Raw genomic sequence first — 16,578 nt, forward strand, 5'->3', positions numbered from 1 at the left:
CTGCCGCAGACCATGGCGTGATGTTCTGAATGGTGGTTCACTGCTTGCATGGCCTACCGCAAGACCCCCGCCGAACTGCGCCGCCTCGACGCCGCCCGCGAGCACCTGATCGCCTGCGCCACCGCCGTCGTCGCCGAAGTCGGCTGGTCCCAGGCGTCGGTGACGGCCGTCGCGGACTCGGCGGGCATCGCGGCCGGCTCCGTCTACCAGCACTTCCCGTCCAAGTCGGCGCTCGCCGTCGAGGTCTTCCGGCGGGCCGCGGGCCACGAGGTGGAGGTCCTCGAGGCCGTGCTGCACGGCCCCGGCGACCCCGTCGCACGGCTGGCCGCCGGGGTCGGCGTGTTCACCCGCCGCGCCCTGGAGAACCACGGCCTGGCCTACGCGCTGCTCGCCGCCCCCGCCGAACCCGCGGTCGGCGCCGAGCGCCTCGACCACCGCCGCCGCTACCGCGCGCTCTTCGCCGACGTGGTCCGCGAGGGCATCGCGGCCGGTCAACTCCCGCCGCAGCAGGCCGAGATCACCGCCGCCGCGCTCACCGGCGCCGTCGGCGAGGTCCTCGCGTACCCGCTGGGCGCCCCGGAGGGCGTCGACACGGACGACTTGCTGACGGACCTCACCGCCACCGTGCTGCGCTGCGCGGGCGCCGCCCCCGCAGCCGGCCCACCCGACCCGCAGGAGTCCCCATGACCGTGACCAGCCGCCCGACCGCCGTCACCCACGAGGTCACCAACCAGGCACCGCCGCTCACCGGTCACGACGCCGCCGACGACCCGGTCCTGCTGGCCGGCGTCGAGCGCGAGGGCGCCGCCTGGCACCTCGACGACCTGCACCGCTTCGGCCGGATCGCGGGCGGCGAGGAGGCCCGTACCTGGGCCGAGCAGGCCAACCGCTTCGAGCCTGAACTGCGCACCCACGACCGCTACGGGAACCGGATCGACGAGGTCGACTTCCACCCCGCCTACCACTCCCTGATGACCGCCACCGTCGGCGCGGGAGCCGCCGGTTCGGCCTGGGCGGACGAGCGGCCCGGCGCCCATGTCGCCCGCGCCGCGACGTTCATGGTCGCCACCATGATGGAGCAGGGCCACATGTGCCCGGTCTCCATGACGTACGCGGTGATCCCCGCCCTGCGCCGCGCCCCCGACCTCGCCAAGACCTACGAGCCGCTGCTCACCTCCACCGTCTACGACCCGGGCCTGCGCACCCCCGCCGCCAAGCGCGGGCTGCTCGCCGGGATGGGCATGACGGAGAAGCAGGGCGGCACCGATGTGCGGGCCAACACCACCACGGCGGTCGAACAGGCCGACGGGAGCTGGCGGTTGCGCGGCCACAAGTGGTTCACCAGCGCCCCCATGAACGATCTGTTCCTGGTCCTCGCGCAGGCGCCCGGCGGTCTCTCGTGCTTCCTGGTGCCGCGCGTGCTCCCCGACGGCAGCCGCAACACCTTCCGGATCCAGCGCCTGAAGGACAAGCTGGGCAACCGCTCGAACGCCTCCAGCGAGCCGGAGTTCGACGACACCGTGGCCTGGCCGGTCGGCGACGAGGGCAAGGGCGTGCGGACCATCATCGACATGGTGACGATGACCCGGCTCGACTGCGTCCTCGGCTCGGCGGGGCACATCCGCGAGGCGCTGGCCCAGGCCGCGCACCACACCCGGTACCGCTCGGTGTTCGGCGCCAAGCTGATCGACCAGCCGCTGATGCGCAACGTCCTGGGCGATCTGGGTCTGGAGTCCGAGGCCGCGACCACCCTCGGCCTGCGCCTGGCCGGGGCCGCCGACCGGGCCCAGCGCGGCGACACCGGCGAGCGCGCGTTCCTGCGCCTCGCCACCGCCGTCGCCAAGTACTGGGTGTGCAAGCGGCAGCCGCAGTTCGTCGCGGAGGCCCTGGAATGCCTCGGAGGCAATGGTTATGACGAGGCGTCAGGCATGCCCCGGCTGTACCGCGAGGCGCCGCTGAACGGCATCTGGGAGGGCTCGGGCAACGTCAACGCGCTCGACATGCTGCGCGCCCTGACCCGGGAGCCCGAGTCCCTGGAGGCGTTCCGTACGGAGATCGAGGCGGCGTCCGGCGCGGACCGCCGACTGGACGTCGCCTGGCGGGAGTTGAGGGAGCAGCTGGTGCTCACCGAGGACGCCCCGCTGCGCGCCCGCCGGGTCATCGAGCGGGCCGCCCTCGTCCTCCAGGGCGCGCTCCTCGTACGCCACGCCCCGGCCGCCGTCGCGGACGCGTTCTGCGCGTCGCGGCTCGGCGGCGACCAGGGCCTGGCGTTCGGCACGCTGCCGCCGGGGACGGACTTCGCGGCGCTCCTCGACCGGCTGCCCGCCTGAGCGTTCAGGCCGCCGTGCGGACCGGCTGCTCCACCAGACGGCGGTGGCCGCCGGGCAGGCCGACGGTGGGGTGGGCGACGCCCCAGGCGGCTCCCTTGCAGACGATTTCCTTGTAGACGGCGGCCGTGCGGCCGGTCAGGGCCGACTTCTTGGCCCGGTCGTCGGCGGTGACGAACTGGATCAGGCCCTCCTTGCGGCCCAGCGAGACGCACTGGTTGAAGTAGCGGATCGGGACCGTCGGCACCTTGCCGCCCGTGAGGCGGGCCGCGATCGCGTCGGCGGCCTGCCAGGCCGAGGGGACGCCCGAGGCGCACGACATCCGCAGCGGCCTGCCGCCGGGACCCTCCACCAGGGCCGCGTCGCCGACGGCGTAGACGTCCGGGTGGGAGACGGCGCGCAGGGTGCGGTCGACGACGATCTGCCCGGTCTCCGAGACCTCCAGGGTGGTGGCCTTGGCGATCGGGTGGACGGCGAACCCGGTGGTCCACACGGTCACGGCGGCGGGCAGCGACGCCCCGTCCGCGGTGGCGACCCGGTCGGCCTCGACGGCCGTCACGGCGGTGTGCTCGTGGACCGTGATGCCGAGCCGGTCCACGACCTTGCGCAGATGGGCGCGGCCCTTGTCGGAGAGCCAGTCGCCGAGGGCGCCGCGGGCGGCGAGGGCGACGTCCAGGTCGGGGCGGGCCTCGGCGATCTCGGTCGCGGCCTCCACTCCGGTCAGGCCGCCGCCGACCACCGTCACGGTCTGTCCCGGGGCGAGTTCGGCCAGCCGCTCGCGGAGCACCAGGGCGCCGGGGCGGCTCGCGATCTCGTGGGCGTGGGCGGCGACACCGGGGACGCCGTGGTCGTCCCAGCCGCTGCCGAGGGCGTACACGAGGGTGTCGTAGGGCAGCGCCTCCTCGCCCTCCCCGGTCGTCACCGTCACCTCCTTGCGCTCGGCGTCGACGGCGGTGACCTGCGCGAGCCGCACCTCCACGCCCGTACCGGCGAACATGTCGCGCAGCGGGCGGCGGGCGAGGTCCTGGCCGGTGGCGAGCTGGTGCATGCGGACGCGCTCGACGAAGTCCGGCTCCGCGTTGACGAGGGTGATGCGGACGTCGTCCCGGTGCAGGCGGCGGGCGAGCCGGCCGGCGGCGGTGGCTCCGGTGTAGCCGGCGCCGAGGACGAGGATGCGGTGCTGCTGCATGGCGGGCTCCTACAGGCTCTGGCCGCCCCGTTCCGGGCGGGCTCGCCTCTTGAACCGGACAGCCCGACGTTTCCTGACACCCCTCGGTGTGACCTGTGTCACACGGCTGTGGGGCCCGTCAGAAGGCGGCCCGCAGCACCGGCTCCCCGTGGTCCACGGCCGCCCACTGCCGCGTGGCGCGCTCCAGCTTGTCGGGGTTGACCTGGCTGCGGAGCGCGGCGACGCCGCCGTCCCCGAACTCCGGGCACATGACGCCGACGACCCGGCCGTCGAGGACCACGACGACCGCGGCCGTGCCGTTGACCGTCGACACGTAGACGTCCGGCGAGCCGCCGATGAGGTTCTGCTTGGCCTTGGCGGGCTTGAACAGGCCGCGCATGAAGGTGGCGACCGCCTTCGCGCCGACGAACGCGCTGGCCCGCGCGGGCACCTTCCCGCCGCCGTCGCCGATCGCGGTGGCGTCCTGGGTGAGCAGCGCGACCAGCGGCTCGGTCCGGCCGCTGGTCGCGGCCGCCAGGAACTCCTCCACGACCCGCCGGGCGGCGTCCTCGTCGATCTCGGTACGGGCCTTGCCGTCCGCGACGTGCTTCTTGGCGCGGTGGAAGATCTGCTGGCTGGCGGCCTCGCCGATGTCGAGGATCTCGGCGATCTCCCGGTGGGAGTAGGCGAACGCCTCCTTCAGCACGTACACCGCCCGCTCGTTCGGGCTCAGCCGTTCCAGGAGCACGAGGACCGCGTACGAGACCGAGTCGCGCTGCTCGGCGGTGCCGGCCGGGCCGAGCATCGGGTCACCGGCGAGCAGCGGCTCCGGCAGCCAGGCGCCCACGTACGTCTCGCGGCGGGCGCGGGCCGACGCCAGCTGGTTGAGGCAGTAGTTGGTGAGCACCTTGGTCAGCCAGGCCTCGGGCACCTCGATCCGCCCGGTGTCGGCGGCCTGCCAGCGCAGATACGTCTCCTGCGCGGCGTCCTCGGCCTCGCTCGCCGAGCCGAGCAGGCGGTAGGCGATGGCTTCCAGGCGCGGCCTGGCGGCCTCGAAGCGGTCCACGTCGCACACGGTCACGGCCATGGCCCGGATCCTAACCCGCACCCTTGTTCTCCCCCGGCCCGTCTGCTTGACTCCGGCCGCCGCTCACCTGCACCGTCCCGTCACCTCACGTCGTGGAGGAAGCCGATGGAGATCACCCGCAGACGACTGCTCGGCGCGCTGGCGGCGAGCGGTGTCCTGGCCGCCGTCCCCGCCGGGCGGGCGAGCGCCGCCGGTCTCGCGGCCGGAGCGGAGCGGCTGCTCGCCAACACGGTGGGGATCTTCGCGGGGACCGAGGAGTCCAACTCCCGTCCGGAGACGGCCGCCAAGGTCGCGGCGATCGAGCGGACGGCGCGGGCGAACCTGGCGTCGATGGACGCGGCGAGCGGCGACACCGAACTCTTCGCCGGAGTCCCCCTCGGCACCAGCGACCCGAACCTCTCCACCACCTACCAGCGCCTGTACGAGGTGGCCCTGGCGACCCGCACGCCCGGCGTCTCCCCCGACCTGTACGGGAGTTCGGCGGTCCGGCAGCGGGTGGTGGACGGTCTGGCCTGGCTGCACGCCCACTATTACGGGGATCAGTCGCGCGGCTACTACGGCAACTGGTTCACGTGGGAGATCGGCATCTCCCAGTACGTCAGCCGCACCCTCGTCCTGCTCGCCGGAACCGACGGCGCCTGCGCCGGACTGACCGCCGCCTACCTCGCCTCCATGGACGCGTACCTGCGCAACGGCAAGGACGGCGACGTCGACCTCGACTCGCGGTTCCACACCGGCGCCAACCTCGCCGACATCACGACGAACCGCATCCTCCAGGGCGCCCTCACCGCCGACGAGGACCGCATCCGCAAGGCGCTCACCGACCAGCTGACCGTCTTCGCGACCATCGACCCGTACGCGCTCCGGCACGGTGTGACGGACGGTTATTACGCGGACGGGTCCTTCATCCAGCACGCTTCGGTCGCGTACACGGGCTCGTACGGAAAGGGCCTGCTCACGCGGGTCGTGCAGACGCTGAAGATCCTCGACGGGACCGGGTTCGCGCACGGCGACGAGCTGATCCCGACGGTGTACGGCTGGGTGCGCGACGGGTTCGCGCCGCTGATCTTCGAGGGCTGGATGACGGAGGCCGTGAAGGGCCGGTCCGTGGCGCGCACCGGCACCGGCTACGAGGACGTCGCCGCCGTCGTCGAGGCGGCCGTCGACCTGGCGTCCCTCGCCGCCGGCGCCACCGCGACCGCCCTCCAGGGGTACGTGAAGCACGTGCGGTCCACGTCCCGCGCCGCGCTCGACCCGGCGTCGTTCGTGTCCCCGCTGAGCGTCGTCCGCTACACCGCGGTCCTCGCCGACGCCTCGGTACCGGCCGCCGACCTCAACCCGCCGGCCCGCTCCGTCGCCTTCAACGCCATGGACCGCACGGTGCACCGCAGACCGGGCTACGCGTTCGCGCTGGCCCGCAGTTCGGCGCGGATCAGCATGTACGAGTACATGAGCGGCGAGAACCTGATGCCCTGGTTCCAGGGCGCCGGCGCGCACTACCTGTATCTGGCGGGCCAGGACCAGACGCAGGCCTTCGGCGTCGACCACTTCACGACGGTCTCGCCCTACGGCCTGGCGGGCGTGACCGCGCCGGCCGAACTCCGGCGCACGGTCCCGGAGTCGTACGGCGGAAAGCTCTTCTACGACAACCCGTCGCACCCGCTGAACTTCACGGCGTCCTCGGAGTCGCAGAACACCTACGTGTACTTCCCGACGGCCACCCAGGCGTACTCGGGCGGCGCGGTCCTCGACGGCCGGTACGGCGCGGCCGGGTGGGTGCAGTCCGACGACGTGCCGTGGCGCGACCGACGGGCCGGGATCCTCCCCGACGACTTCGTCGCGTACCGCAACGCGCGGGCCACCCGCTCCTGGTTCCTCTTCGACGACGAGATCGTGGTGGTGTCGGCGGGCGTCGGCGACGCGCCGGGCGGCGGCCGGGCCGTGACGACGACGGTCGACGCGCGGATCGCCGCCGCGGGCGACCGGGTCGCGGTCACCGGGCGCGACGGCTGGACCCACTGGGCGAACACCACCCGGGACGCCTCCGTCGGCTACCTCCGCCTCGCGGGCCCGGCGGCGGCCCCCCACCTCACCACGGTGACCCGCAGCCGCCGCGCGGTCCGCACCACGAACCCGGACACGGCGGTGACCAAACAGGTCTTCTCCCTGACGGTGGAACAGCCCCCGGACGCCCGACCGGCCGCCTTCGCCTACGCGTTGCTCCCGAACGCCTCCCCCGAGCGGCCGCGCCCGCCGGTCCGCCTCCTGTCCAACACCCCGCGCCTCCAGGCGGTCCACCACCCCGCGCTGGACCTGACCGCCGCCAACACCTTCACCCCCGGCACCCACCGCACGGCGGGCCTCACGGTGGCGGGCCCGGCGTCGGTGCTGGTGCGCCGTGACAAGAACACCGTCACCGTCGCGGTCTCGGACCCGACGACGGCCCGCGACACGGTCACCGTGGTGCTGCCCGGCCGCCCCCTGCACCGCGTCTCCGGCGACGCCGCGATACGCGTGAGCCGGGCCCCCGGCGGGACCCGGCTCGACGTGCACACGCACCACGCCTACGGGCGGAGCTTCACGGTGACGCTGCGGTAGGGCCTGTGTGCGGCGGCTCAGACCCTGGTCAACCTACTCGTCCGCCTCCAGGTCGCCCTCGGTCTCCAGGTACACCTGGCGCAGCGCCTCCAGGACCTGCGGGTCCGGCTTCTCCCACATGCCGCGGGACTCGGCCTCCAGCAGGCGTTCGGCGATGCCGTGCAGGGCCCACGGGTTGGCCTCGGCCAGGAACTGGCGGTTCGTCTCGTCGAGGACGTACGTCTCCGTGAGCTTGTCGTACATCCAGTCGGCGATGACACCGGTCGTGGCGTCGTAGCCGAACAGGTAGTCCACGGTGGCGGCGAGCTCGAAGGCGCCCTTGTAGCCGTGGCGGCGCATCGCCTCGATCCACTTGGGGTTCACGACGCGGGCCCGGAAGACGCGGCTCGTCTCCTCGACGAGCGTGCGGGTCTTGACCGTCTCGGGGCGCGTCGAGTCGCCGATGTACGCCTCGGGCGCGGTGCCGCGCAGCGCGCGCACGGTGGCGACCATGCCGCCGTGGTACTGGAAGTAGTCGTCGGAGTCGGCGATGTCGTGCTCGCGGGTGTCCGTGTTCTTGGCGGCGACGGCGATCCGCTTGTACGCGGTCTCCATCTCGCCGCGGGCGGCCTTCCCGTCGAGGCCGCGCCCGTACGCGTAGCCGCCCCACACCGTGTAGACCTCGGCGAGGTCGGCGTCGGTGCGCCAGTCCTTGGAGTCGATCAGCTGGAGCAGACCGGCGCCGTACGTTCCCGGGCGTGAGCCGAAGATCCGGGTGGTGGCGCGGCGCTCGTCGCCGTGCTCGGCGAGGTCGGCCTGGGCGTGGGCGCGGACGTGGTTGTGCTCGGCGGGCTCGTCGAGGGACGCCGCGAGGCGCACCGCGTCGTCCAGCAGGCCGATCGTGTGCGGGAACGCGTCGCGGAAGAAGCCCGAGATGCGCAGGGTGACGTCGATGCGGGGGCGGCCCAGTTCCTCGTACGGGATCGCCTCCAGGCCGGTGACGCGGCGCGAGGCGTCGTCCCAGACCGGGCGGATGCCGAGCAGCGCGAACGCCTCGGCGATGTCGTCGCCCGCCGTGCGCATGGCGCTCGTGCCCCACAGGGAGAGGCCGACGGAGGTCGGGTACTGCCCGTCGTTGTCCTGCCGGTAGCGGTCCACCAGCGACTCCGCAAGGGCCTGCCCGGTCTCCCAGGCGAGCCGGGACGGGACGGCCTTCGGGTCGACGGAGTAGAAGTTCCGCCCGGTGGGCAACACGTTGACCAGCCCGCGCAGCGGCGACCCGGAGGGCCCGGCGGGCACGAAGCGCCCCTCCAACGCCCGTACGGAGTGGTCGAGTTCGGCGGTGGTGCCGTCGAGCCGGGGCACGACTTCGCGGGCGGCGAAGGTCAGGATGTCAGCAACCAGATCCAGCCCCTCCGGCGATTGAGGAGCGGGGTCCGGGGCGGAGCCCCGTGACGCCAGCTCCATCGCAGCAGGAACGCCCTCGGGGTCCCAGCCCCCGGCCTCCATGGCCTCGACAAGAGCGCGGGCCGTCGCCTCGGCGGCATCGGCATCGGTCCGGGTCGCCTTCGACTCATCGAGCCCCAGCGCCTCACGCAACCCGGGAAGCGCCGAACTCCCGCCCCAGATCTGCCGCGCCCGCAGAATGGCCAGCACGAGATTGACCCGGTCGGCACCGCCCGGCGCCTGCCCGAGGACGTGCAGCCCGTCACGGATCTGCGCGTCCTTGACCTCGCAGAGCCAGCCGTCGACGTGCAGCAGGAAGTCGTCGAACCCGTCGTCGTCGGGCCGGGCTTCGAGTCCCAGGTCGTGGTCGAGCTTGGCGGCCTGGATCAGCGTCCAGATCTGCGCCCGGATCGCGGGCAGCTTCGCCGGGTCCATCGAGCTGATCTGCGCGTACTCGTCGAGGAGTTGCTCCAGGCGAGCGATGTCACCGTAGGAGTCGGCGCGCGCCATCGGCGGCACCAGGTGGTCGATGAGCGTGGCGTGCACCCGGCGCTTGGCCTGGGTGCCCTCGCCCGGGTCGTTCACGAGGAACGGGTACACCAGCGGCAGATCCCCGAGCGCCGCGTCGGGCGCACAGGCGGCGGACAGGCCCGCGTTCTTGCCGGGCAGCCACTCCAGGTTGCCGTGCTTGCCGAGGTGGATCATCGCGTCGGCGCCGAAGCCGCCGTCGTCGGCGGAGGCCGCGATCCAGCGGTAGGCCGCCAAGTAGTGGTGGGACGGCGGGAGATCGGGGTCGTGGTAGATCGCGATCGGGTTCTCGCCGAAGCCGCGCGGCGGCTGGATGAGGATGAGGAGATTGCCGCGGCGCAGGGCCGCGAGCACGATGTCGCCCTCGGGATTGCGGGAGCGGTCGAGGAACATCTCGCCGGGCGGCGGGCCCCAGTGCCGCTCGACGGAGTCCCGCAGCTCCTGCGGCAGCGTCACGTACCAGCGCTTGTAGTCGGCGGCCGGGATGCGGACGGGGTTCTTCGCGAGCTGCTCCTCGGTCAGCCACTCCTGGTCGTGGCCGCCGGCGTCGATGAGCGCGCGGATCAGCTCGTCGCCGTCGCCGGAGGCGAGGCCCGGTATCGCGGCCGGGTCCCCGAAGTCGTAGCCCTCGTCGAGCAGCCGCTTGAGCAGCACGATCGCGGAGGCGGGGGTGTCCAGACCCACCGCGTTGCCGATCCGGGAGTGCTTCGTCGGGTACGCGGAGAGGACCAGCGCCAGCTTCTTGTCGCGGGCGGGGATGTGCCGCAGGCGCGCGTGCCGCACGGCGATTCCGGCGACGCGGGCGGCGCGCTCGGCGTCGCCGATGTAGGCGGGCAGGCCGTCCTCGTCGATCTCCTTGAAGGAGAACGGGACGGTGATCAGGCGGCCGTCGAACTCCGGCACCGCGATCTGGGTGGCCGCGTCCAGCGGGGAGACGCCCTCGTCGTTCTCCTCCCAGTCCGCGCGCGACGAGGTCAGGCACAGGGCTTGCAGGATCGGCACGTCGAGGCCGGTGAGCGCGCCCGCGTCCCAGGCCTCGTCGTCGCCGCCCGCGCTCGCCTCGGCGGGACGGGTGCCGCCCGCGGCGAGGACGGTCGTGACGATGGCGTCGGCGCCGGTCAGCGCCTCGATCAGCTCGGGCTCGGGGGTGCGCAGCGACGCCACGTACAGCGGCAGCGGGCGGGCGCCGGACGCCTCGATCGCGTCGCACAGGGTGTGCACGAAGGCGGTGTTGCCGCTCATGTGGTGGGCGCGGTAGTAGAGCACGGCGACCGTGGGCCCGCCGGCCTCGGAGGCCGGGCGCTCCAGCGGGCCCCAGGAGGGCGCGGGCTGCGGCGGCTCGAAGCCGTGGCCGGTGAGCAGCACGGTGTCGGAGAGGAAGCGGGCGAGCTGCGTCAGGTTCGCCGGGCCGCCGTGCGCCAGGTACTTGTGGGCCTCGGCCGCGATGCCGACGGGCACCGTGGAGGCCGCCATCAGCTGGGCGTCGGGGGCCTGTTCACCGGTGAGGACGACCAGCGGCACCCCGGCGGCGGTCAGCCGGTCGATGCCGTCCTGCCAGGCGCGGACCCCGCCCAGGAGCCGTACGACGACCAGTCCCGCGCCGTCGAGGAGCGCGTCGAGATCGTGCTCGACGCTGATCCGGGAGGGGTTCGCGAAGCGGTACTCGACCGGGGCTTCATCGGCGGCGGCGGTGTTCGCCGCTCGGGCGCTGAGCAGGTCGGTGTCGGAGGTCGACAGGAGCAGCAGCTGCTGGGGCATGCGTCGGCTGGCCTTCCTCGGGGTGTCCGCGCCCCGGGTGGTCTTTGGACGGCAGGAGTTCCTGGCTCGTCCCGTGCTGGGGCACGGGACTCACAGTGGCGGGACCGCGCCGGATTCGCACCGGCTTCCTCCCCTGTCGCCGTCGCTGGCGATGTGTGGTCTTGTCCGGCCATCGTACGGGGCGGGTGCCCACCCCGGTACGGGGCGCTCGTCACAGGCCCATGGGTATGCTCCCCGGCATGTCCCCCACTCACATATCCGCTGATCCCGCACGGGGCGACGCCTGCCCGGGCGCGCTGCGGCTGCACTCGGCGGACGACGGTTTCCTCGCCCGGGTGCGGATTCCCGGCGGGGTGCTGACGGTGGCGCAGGCGCGGGCGCTCGGCGCTCTCGCGGGGCGGCTCGGGGACGGGGCGCTCCATCTCACGTCGCGCGGAAACGTTCAGCTGCGCGGGCTGCGGGACGGGTGCGGCGGGGAGTTGGCGGACGCTCTGAGCGCGGCCGGGCTGCTGCCGTCGCCCGCCCACGAGCGGGTGCGCAATGTGGTCGCCTCGCCGATGTCGGGGCTCGACGGGGCCGGACACGTCGACGTACGCGGGTGGCTGCGCGGGCTCGACGCGGCGCTCTGTGCGAGTTCCGTCACGCCGGAGTTGTCCGGCCGTTTCCTTTTCGCGCTGGACGACGGGCGCGGGGATGTCGCCGGGCTCGGGGCGGATGTGCTGGTCCGGGGGCTGCCCGGGGGTGACGGGCTCCTCTCCGTCGGGGGCGCCGAGTTTTCGTTGCCGTACGGGGATGCTGCGCGGGCTGCCGTGATCGCAGCGGAGGTCTTCGTGGAGGCGGCACGCGAGGTTTCCGGCCGCCGAGTGTGGCGGGTGGCCGAACTGGGCTTGCCCGCAGCCGAGTTGACGGCACGTCTGTCCCACCGCCTGGGGCTGCGCCCCGCAGGGGCGCGGGGAACTGCGCGACCAGCCACGACGAACGCGCACCCGGCAACGGACACGGGGCTCCGCCCCGGACCCCGCTCCTCAAACGCCGGAGGGGCTGATTCAGCCCCGCCAGGGGCGCGGGGAACTGCGCGAGAAGCGGCCACCGGCGATCAGCCGACGCACGACGAAGAGCGCCCCGCAGGGGCGCGGGGAACTGCGCGGCCAGCCACGACGGGCTCGCACCCGGCGGCGACCGGCATCGCCCTCCCCTTCGGTACCGCGAGCCCCGATCAGTGGGCCGCGCTGACCGCCCGGGCGGCAGAACTCCCCGCGCAGGAGATCCGGCTCACCCCCTGGCGCCGCATCGTCATCCCCGGCGCCACCGACGAGGAACAGCACCCCGAAACCCCCTGGACCCGCGTAGGCGCCTGCATCGGCAGCCCGGGCTGCGCCAAGTCCCACACCGACGTACGCGCCGACGCCACCGCCCACCTGGCCGAGGCCCATCCGACCCTGCCCACCTACTGGTCCGGCTGCGACCGTCGCTGCGGCCACCCGGCGGGGACGACGTACATCGACATCACGGCCCGCCCGGACGGCGGCTACGACACGACCACCCGCACGACCCCACAACCCCGTTGAGAGAGCCGAACCCCATGTCCCTGTACGACTACGAGAAGGACGGCGCGGCGATCTACCGCGAGTCCTTCGCCACCATCCGCGCCGAGGCCGCGGCCGGCCTGTCCGCGCTGCCCGCCGACGTCGCCCAGGTCGCGGTCCGCATGATCCACGCCTGCGGCCAGGTGGATCTCGTACCGGACATCGCCCACTCCCCCGCGGTGGTGGCGAAGGCCCGCGCCGCGCTGCGCTCCGGCGCGCCGATCCTGTGCGACGCCCGGATGGTCGCCAGCGGCGTCACGCGCAAGCGGCTGCCCGCCGACAACGACGTGATCTGCACCCTCAACGAGCCCGAAGTGCCGGCCCTCGCGGCCGAGTTGGGCACCACGCGGAGCGCCGCCGCGCTGGAGCTGTGGCGCGACCGCCTCGAAGGCTCCGTCGTCGCCATCGGCAACGCCCCGACCGCCCTCTTCCACCTCCTGGAGATGATCGCGAAGGGCGCCCCGCGCCCGGCGGCGATCCTCGGCATCCCGGTCGGCTTCGTCGGCGCGGCCGAGTCGAAGGACGCGCTGGCCGCGTCGGGGCTTGGCCTGGAGTACCTGATCGTCCGGGGCCGCCGCGGCGGCAGCGCGATCACGGCGGCGGCACTGAACGCGATCGCCACCGAGGCGGAGATCCTGGAGGACCGGGCATGAGCGGGAAGCTGTACGGCGTCGGGCTCGGCCCGGGCGACCCGAACCTGATGACGGTGGCCGCCGTGAAGGCCATCTCCGAGGCCGACGTCATCGCGTACCACTGCGCCCGCCACGGCCGCTCCATAGCCCGCTCGATCGCCGCGGAGCACATCCGCGAGGGCCAGATCGAGGAGCGGCTGATGTATCCGCTCACCGTGGAGACGACGGACCACCCGGGCGGCTACCGCGGCGCGCTCGACGACTTCTACGCCGAGGCGGCGGCCACCCTCGCCGCGCACCTGGACGCGGGCCGCACGGTCGCGGTCCTGGCGGAGGGCGACCCGTTCTTCTACGGCTCGTACCAGCACATGCACAAGCGGCTCGCGGACCGCTACGACACGACGGTCATCCCCGGTGTCACCTCGATCAGCGCGGCGGCGGCCCGGCTCGGGGAACCGCTCTGCGAGGACAAGGAGACGCTGACCGTCGTCCCGGGCACGCTGGACGAGGACGAGCTGGCGGCGCGGCTCGCGGCGGCGGACTCGGCGGTCGTGATGAAGCTGGGCCGCACCTTCACCAAGGTCCGTACGGCGCTGGAGAGTTCGGGCCGCCTCGACGACGCGCGGTATGTGGAGCGGGCGTTCATGGCGGGCGAGCGCACCGGCCGCCTCGCCGACATCGACCCGGACACGGTCCCGTACTTCTCGGTGGCGGTGCTGCCGTCCCGGGTCGAGACCGAACCGGCCGCGGAGCCGGAGCACGGTGAGGTCGTGGTCGTCGGCACCGGCCCGGCGGGCGCCCCCTGGCTGACCCCGGAGTCGCGCGGCGCCCTCGCCAACTGCGACGACCTGGTCGGCTACACCACCTACCTCGACCGGGTGCCGGCCCGGCCCTGGCAGCGGCGGCACGGTTCGGACAACAAGGTGGAGTCGGAGCGCGCCGAGTTCGCCCTGGACCTGGCCCGGCGCGGGCGCCGGGTGGCGGTCGTGTCGGGCGGTGACCCGGGCGTCTTCGCGATGGCGACGGCGGTCCTGGAGGTGGCCTGCGAGAAGCGGTACGCGGACATCCCCGTCCGCGTCCTGCCGGGTGTCACGGCCGCCAACGCGGCGGCGGCGAAGGCGGGCGCTCCGCTCGGCCACGACTACGCGACGATCTCCCTGTCCGACCGGCTGAAGCCGTGGGAGGTGATCGCGGAGCGGCTGCACGCGGCGGCCGCCGCGGATCTGGTGGTGGCGCTGTACAACCCCGGTTCGAAGAGCCGCACCTGGCAGGTGGCGAAGGCCCGCGAGCTGTTCCTCGAACACCGGGCGCCGGACACTCCGGTCGTGGTGGCCCGGGACGTCGGCGGCCCGGAGGAGTCGGTGCGCGTGGTGCGGCTGACCGACCTGGACCCGTCCGAGGTCGACATGCGTACGCTGCTGATCGTCGGCTCGTCGCAGACGCGGGCGACGGCCCGCGGCACCGGCGCCCCTCTCGCGTGGACGCCCCGCCGCTACCCGGAGACTCCCGCGACCCGCTGAACCCAGGCGGCGGCCTCCTCCACGGTGGCCGCCGCCTCCACGCCCTCCGGCACCGGAGGGCGCCGCACGACGACGACCGGGATCCCGGCCTCGCGGGCGGCGGTCAGCTTGGGCGCGGTGGCGGCGCCCCCGCTGTCCTTGGTCACGACCACGTCGATCCGGTGCCGCGCGATGATCTCCCGCTCCCCGTCCAGCGTGAACGGCCCGCGCTCCAGCAGCACGTCCATGCGCGGCGGGAACGGCGGCTCGGGCGCGTCCACGGCCCGTACGAGGAAGTGGGCGCCCCCGACGTGCGCGAACGCGGCGAGCCCCTGCCGCCCGGTGGTGAGGAAGACCCGCTCGAACCCGGCGACGGCCTCCGCCGCCTCCGCAAGCGACCCGGCCTCCCGCCAGTCGTCCCCGGCGCCTGCGGCCCATCCCGGCCGCCGCAGCGCAAGCAGCGGAACCCCGGTCGCGGCGGCGGCCCCGGCGGCGTTGAAGCTGATCCGCTCCGCGAACGGATGGGTGGCGTCGACCACGACATCCACCTCGTGCTCCCGCACCCACGCGGCCATCCCCTCGGCCCCGCCGAACCCCCCGACCCGCACCTCCCCCACGGGCAGCCGAGGCGCGGCGACCCGCCCGGCCAGCGAACTGGTGACCCGCACCCGCCCGCCCAACACCCCGGCCAGCTCCCGGCCCTCGGTCGTCCCGCCGAGGATGAGTACGTGCGGCAAGGGGAACTCCATGAGCGGGAAAGGACGAAGGGGACCCGCCCACTCAAACACACCGGCCCACGGGTCCGCCCGGCCGGCTTCTCAGGGTTCCCGGCGTGCAGGGCGCCAGTCCGCGGGCCAGGTGACGTCCCGCCTGGCCGGGCCGGGCACCCCCAGGCCGGTGCGCGCCCGCTCGATGTAGGACTGCTGCGCCTGCCTGAACTGCACGGACGCCTGCTCCCAGTTCTGTGCGGCCTCGGTGGGCACGTCGCGGGCCAGGAGTTCCAGACGCCACAGGGAGTGGTCCAGCGCCTTGGCCGCGGTGTTCGTCTCCGTGTCGCCCAGCAGGGCGCAGGTCTCCGACAGCGCGGAGCGCCGGGCCTCCAGCGCCGCCAGTTCGGCCAGCACGTCCGCGGTGGGCTCCAGCGGCTCCGGGCCCGTCGTCAGACCGCGCCCGGCGGCCAGGCGCCGGTACCGTGCCGCCAGTTCCTTCACGGTGTGCATGTACTCGGCGTAGGCGTCCAGGCGGCGCGCGTCCCACCGCACCGACTGCTCGCGCCGCCACCGCGCCCGCTCGTTCAGGCTGCCCGCCAGATACGAGGTGACGGCGCCGAGCGCCACGCCCGCCAAGGGAATGATCTGGCCCGACAGACTCACGAAAGCTCCCCCGTCGATGTCGGCCCGGCCCCGCCCAGCTCCCTGACCGCCCGTTCCAGGCGTGTCCGCCGGTTCTCCGGTGTCGACTGGAGCAGGGGCAGCAGCACCAGATAGCGGGCGGTCCGGTCGAGGGTGTCGAACGTCGCGCGGGCCGCCGGGTTCGCGTCGAGGGCCGCCGTGAGGTCGTCGGGGACGGCGGCCGTCGCCTGGGACGGGTAGGCGCGGTCCCAGCGGCCGTCGTCCTGGGCGCGGCGCACCTCGGCGAGGCCGGGCTCGCGCATCCGTCCGGCGGCGGCCAGCGCCGCGACCTTCTCCACGTTCACCCGCGACCACAGGCTCCGCGCGCGCCGCGGCACGTACCGCTGGAGGTAGTAGTGGTCGTCGAGGCGGCGCCGCTGACCGGAGATCCAGCCCCAGCACAGGCCCACGTCGACCAGCTCGTCGTCGGTGACCGACGCGATCCCCGACGCCTTCTTCGCGACCTTCACCCACACGCCCTCGGCCCGCGTGTGCTGCCCGGCCAGCCACTCCTCGAAGGCCGCCGCGTCCGGGAACGCGCGGACCTCCACCCCGTCGAACTCGTCCATGGAGGCGGCC

The 16,578-nt window shown here is 73.9% G+C and carries 12 protein-coding genes and 1 riboswitch; of the genes, 6 read left to right on the forward strand and 6 right to left on the reverse strand.

Going from position 1 to position 16,578, the window contains the following annotated elements; all coding sequences use genetic code 11:
• Positions 1-48 precede the first annotated feature (48 nt).
• Positions 49-687, forward strand: coding sequence for a TetR/AcrR family transcriptional regulator (locus ABZ930_RS32135; protein ID WP_361555664.1), 639 nt, complete (start codon positions 49-51; stop codon positions 685-687).
• Complete coding sequence (locus ABZ930_RS32140; RefSeq protein ID WP_361555667.1) at positions 684-2,330, forward strand: acyl-CoA dehydrogenase family protein; 1,647 nt, start codon at positions 684-686, stop codon at positions 2,328-2,330. The genes ABZ930_RS32135 and ABZ930_RS32140 overlap by 4 nt, the downstream gene beginning before the upstream one ends.
• A 4-nt stretch (positions 2,331-2,334) precedes the next feature.
• On the opposite strand, the gene ABZ930_RS32145 is transcribed toward ABZ930_RS32140, so the two are convergent.
• Both ABZ930_RS32145 and sigJ read right to left on the reverse strand, forming a co-directional pair.
• Positions 2,335-3,516 carry an FAD-dependent oxidoreductase gene (locus ABZ930_RS32145; protein WP_361555669.1) on the reverse strand — a complete coding sequence of 394 codons (1,182 nt, stop codon included), beginning with the start codon at positions 3,514-3,516 and terminating at the stop codon, positions 2,335-2,337.
• Between the two features lie 118 nt (positions 3,517-3,634).
• Entirely contained in the window at positions 3,635-4,582 is a 948-nt protein-coding gene (gene sigJ / locus ABZ930_RS32150) for an RNA polymerase sigma factor SigJ (protein ID WP_361555672.1), read from the reverse strand.
• A 105-nt stretch (positions 4,583-4,687) separates the two neighbouring features.
• Between sigJ and ABZ930_RS32155 the strand changes: the two genes are divergently transcribed.
• Positions 4,688-7,180, forward strand: a complete 2,493-nt coding sequence (locus tag ABZ930_RS32155) for a polysaccharide lyase family 8 super-sandwich domain-containing protein (protein WP_361555675.1) — start codon at positions 4,688-4,690, stop codon at positions 7,178-7,180.
• Between the two features lie 33 nt (positions 7,181-7,213).
• Here the strand turns inward: ABZ930_RS32155 and cobN are convergent, their stop codons facing one another.
• Positions 7,214-10,891 carry a cobaltochelatase subunit CobN gene (cobN, locus tag ABZ930_RS32160; protein WP_361555678.1) on the reverse strand — a complete coding sequence of 1,226 codons (3,678 nt, stop codon included), beginning with the start codon at positions 10,889-10,891 and terminating at the stop codon, positions 7,214-7,216.
• A gap of 55 nt (positions 10,892-10,946) precedes the next feature.
• Positions 10,947-11,022: riboswitch (cobalamin riboswitch) on the reverse strand.
• A gap of 108 nt (positions 11,023-11,130) precedes the next feature.
• On the opposite strand from cobN, the gene ABZ930_RS32165 reads away from it, so the two are divergent.
• The 3 genes from ABZ930_RS32165 to ABZ930_RS32175 are packed head-to-tail and all read left to right on the forward strand — an operon-like array spanning position 11,131 to position 14,629.
• Entirely contained in the window at positions 11,131-12,459 is a 1,329-nt protein-coding gene (locus ABZ930_RS32165) for a cobalamin biosynthesis protein CobG (RefSeq protein WP_361555681.1), read from the forward strand.
• Between the two features lie 14 nt (positions 12,460-12,473).
• Positions 12,474-13,130, forward strand: coding sequence for a precorrin-8X methylmutase (locus ABZ930_RS32170; RefSeq protein ID WP_361555683.1), 657 nt, complete (start codon positions 12,474-12,476; stop codon positions 13,128-13,130).
• Positions 13,127-14,629, forward strand: a complete 1,503-nt coding sequence (locus ABZ930_RS32175; protein ID WP_361555686.1) for a precorrin-2 C(20)-methyltransferase — start codon at positions 13,127-13,129, stop codon at positions 14,627-14,629. The genes ABZ930_RS32170 and ABZ930_RS32175 overlap by 4 nt, the downstream gene beginning before the upstream one ends.
• On the opposite strand, the gene ABZ930_RS32180 is transcribed toward ABZ930_RS32175, so the two are convergent.
• The 3 genes from ABZ930_RS32180 to ABZ930_RS32190 form a co-directional block, all read right to left on the reverse strand.
• Positions 14,602-15,345, reverse strand: a complete 744-nt coding sequence (locus tag ABZ930_RS32180; RefSeq protein WP_361555689.1) for a cobalt-precorrin-6A reductase — start codon at positions 15,343-15,345, stop codon at positions 14,602-14,604. The two genes, ABZ930_RS32175 and ABZ930_RS32180, sit on opposite strands and share 28 nt — an antisense overlap.
• Positions 15,346-15,426: 81 nt before the next feature.
• Complete coding sequence (locus ABZ930_RS32185) at positions 15,427-15,981, reverse strand: hypothetical protein (RefSeq protein WP_361555692.1); 555 nt, start codon at positions 15,979-15,981, stop codon at positions 15,427-15,429.
• Complete coding sequence (locus ABZ930_RS32190) at positions 15,978-16,568, reverse strand: YdeI/OmpD-associated family protein (RefSeq protein ID WP_361555695.1); 591 nt, start codon at positions 16,566-16,568, stop codon at positions 15,978-15,980. The genes ABZ930_RS32185 and ABZ930_RS32190 overlap by 4 nt, the downstream gene beginning before the upstream one ends.
• Between the last annotated feature and the right edge of the window lie 10 nt (positions 16,569-16,578).

The organism is Streptomyces sp. NPDC046716, assembly GCF_040645755.1.
In the GTDB taxonomy this organism is placed as follows: domain Bacteria; phylum Actinomycetota; class Actinomycetes; order Streptomycetales; family Streptomycetaceae; genus Streptomyces.

Coding starts and splice junctions, on each gene's coding strand:
- ABZ930_RS32135 (WP_361555664.1), top strand. CDS start 49: ATGGCCTACCGCAAGACCCCCGCCGAACTGCGCCGCCTCGACGCCGCC.
- ABZ930_RS32140 (WP_361555667.1), top strand. CDS start 684: ATGACCGTGACCAGCCGCCCGACCGCCGTCACCCACGAGGTCACCAAC.
- ABZ930_RS32145 (WP_361555669.1), bottom strand. CDS start 3,516: ATGCAGCAGCACCGCATCCTCGTCCTCGGCGCCGGCTACACCGGAGCC.
- sigJ (WP_361555672.1), bottom strand. CDS start 4,582: ATGGCCGTGACCGTGTGCGACGTGGACCGCTTCGAGGCCGCCAGGCCG.
- ABZ930_RS32155 (WP_361555675.1), top strand. CDS start 4,688: ATGGAGATCACCCGCAGACGACTGCTCGGCGCGCTGGCGGCGAGCGGT.
- cobN (WP_361555678.1), bottom strand. CDS start 10,891: ATGCCCCAGCAGCTGCTGCTCCTGTCGACCTCCGACACCGACCTGCTC.
- ABZ930_RS32165 (WP_361555681.1), top strand. CDS start 11,131: ATGTCCCCCACTCACATATCCGCTGATCCCGCACGGGGCGACGCCTGC.
- ABZ930_RS32170 (WP_361555683.1), top strand. CDS start 12,474: ATGTCCCTGTACGACTACGAGAAGGACGGCGCGGCGATCTACCGCGAG.
- ABZ930_RS32175 (WP_361555686.1), top strand. CDS start 13,127: ATGAGCGGGAAGCTGTACGGCGTCGGGCTCGGCCCGGGCGACCCGAAC.
- ABZ930_RS32190 (WP_361555695.1), bottom strand. CDS start 16,568: ATGGACGAGTTCGACGGGGTGGAGGTCCGCGCGTTCCCGGACGCGGCG.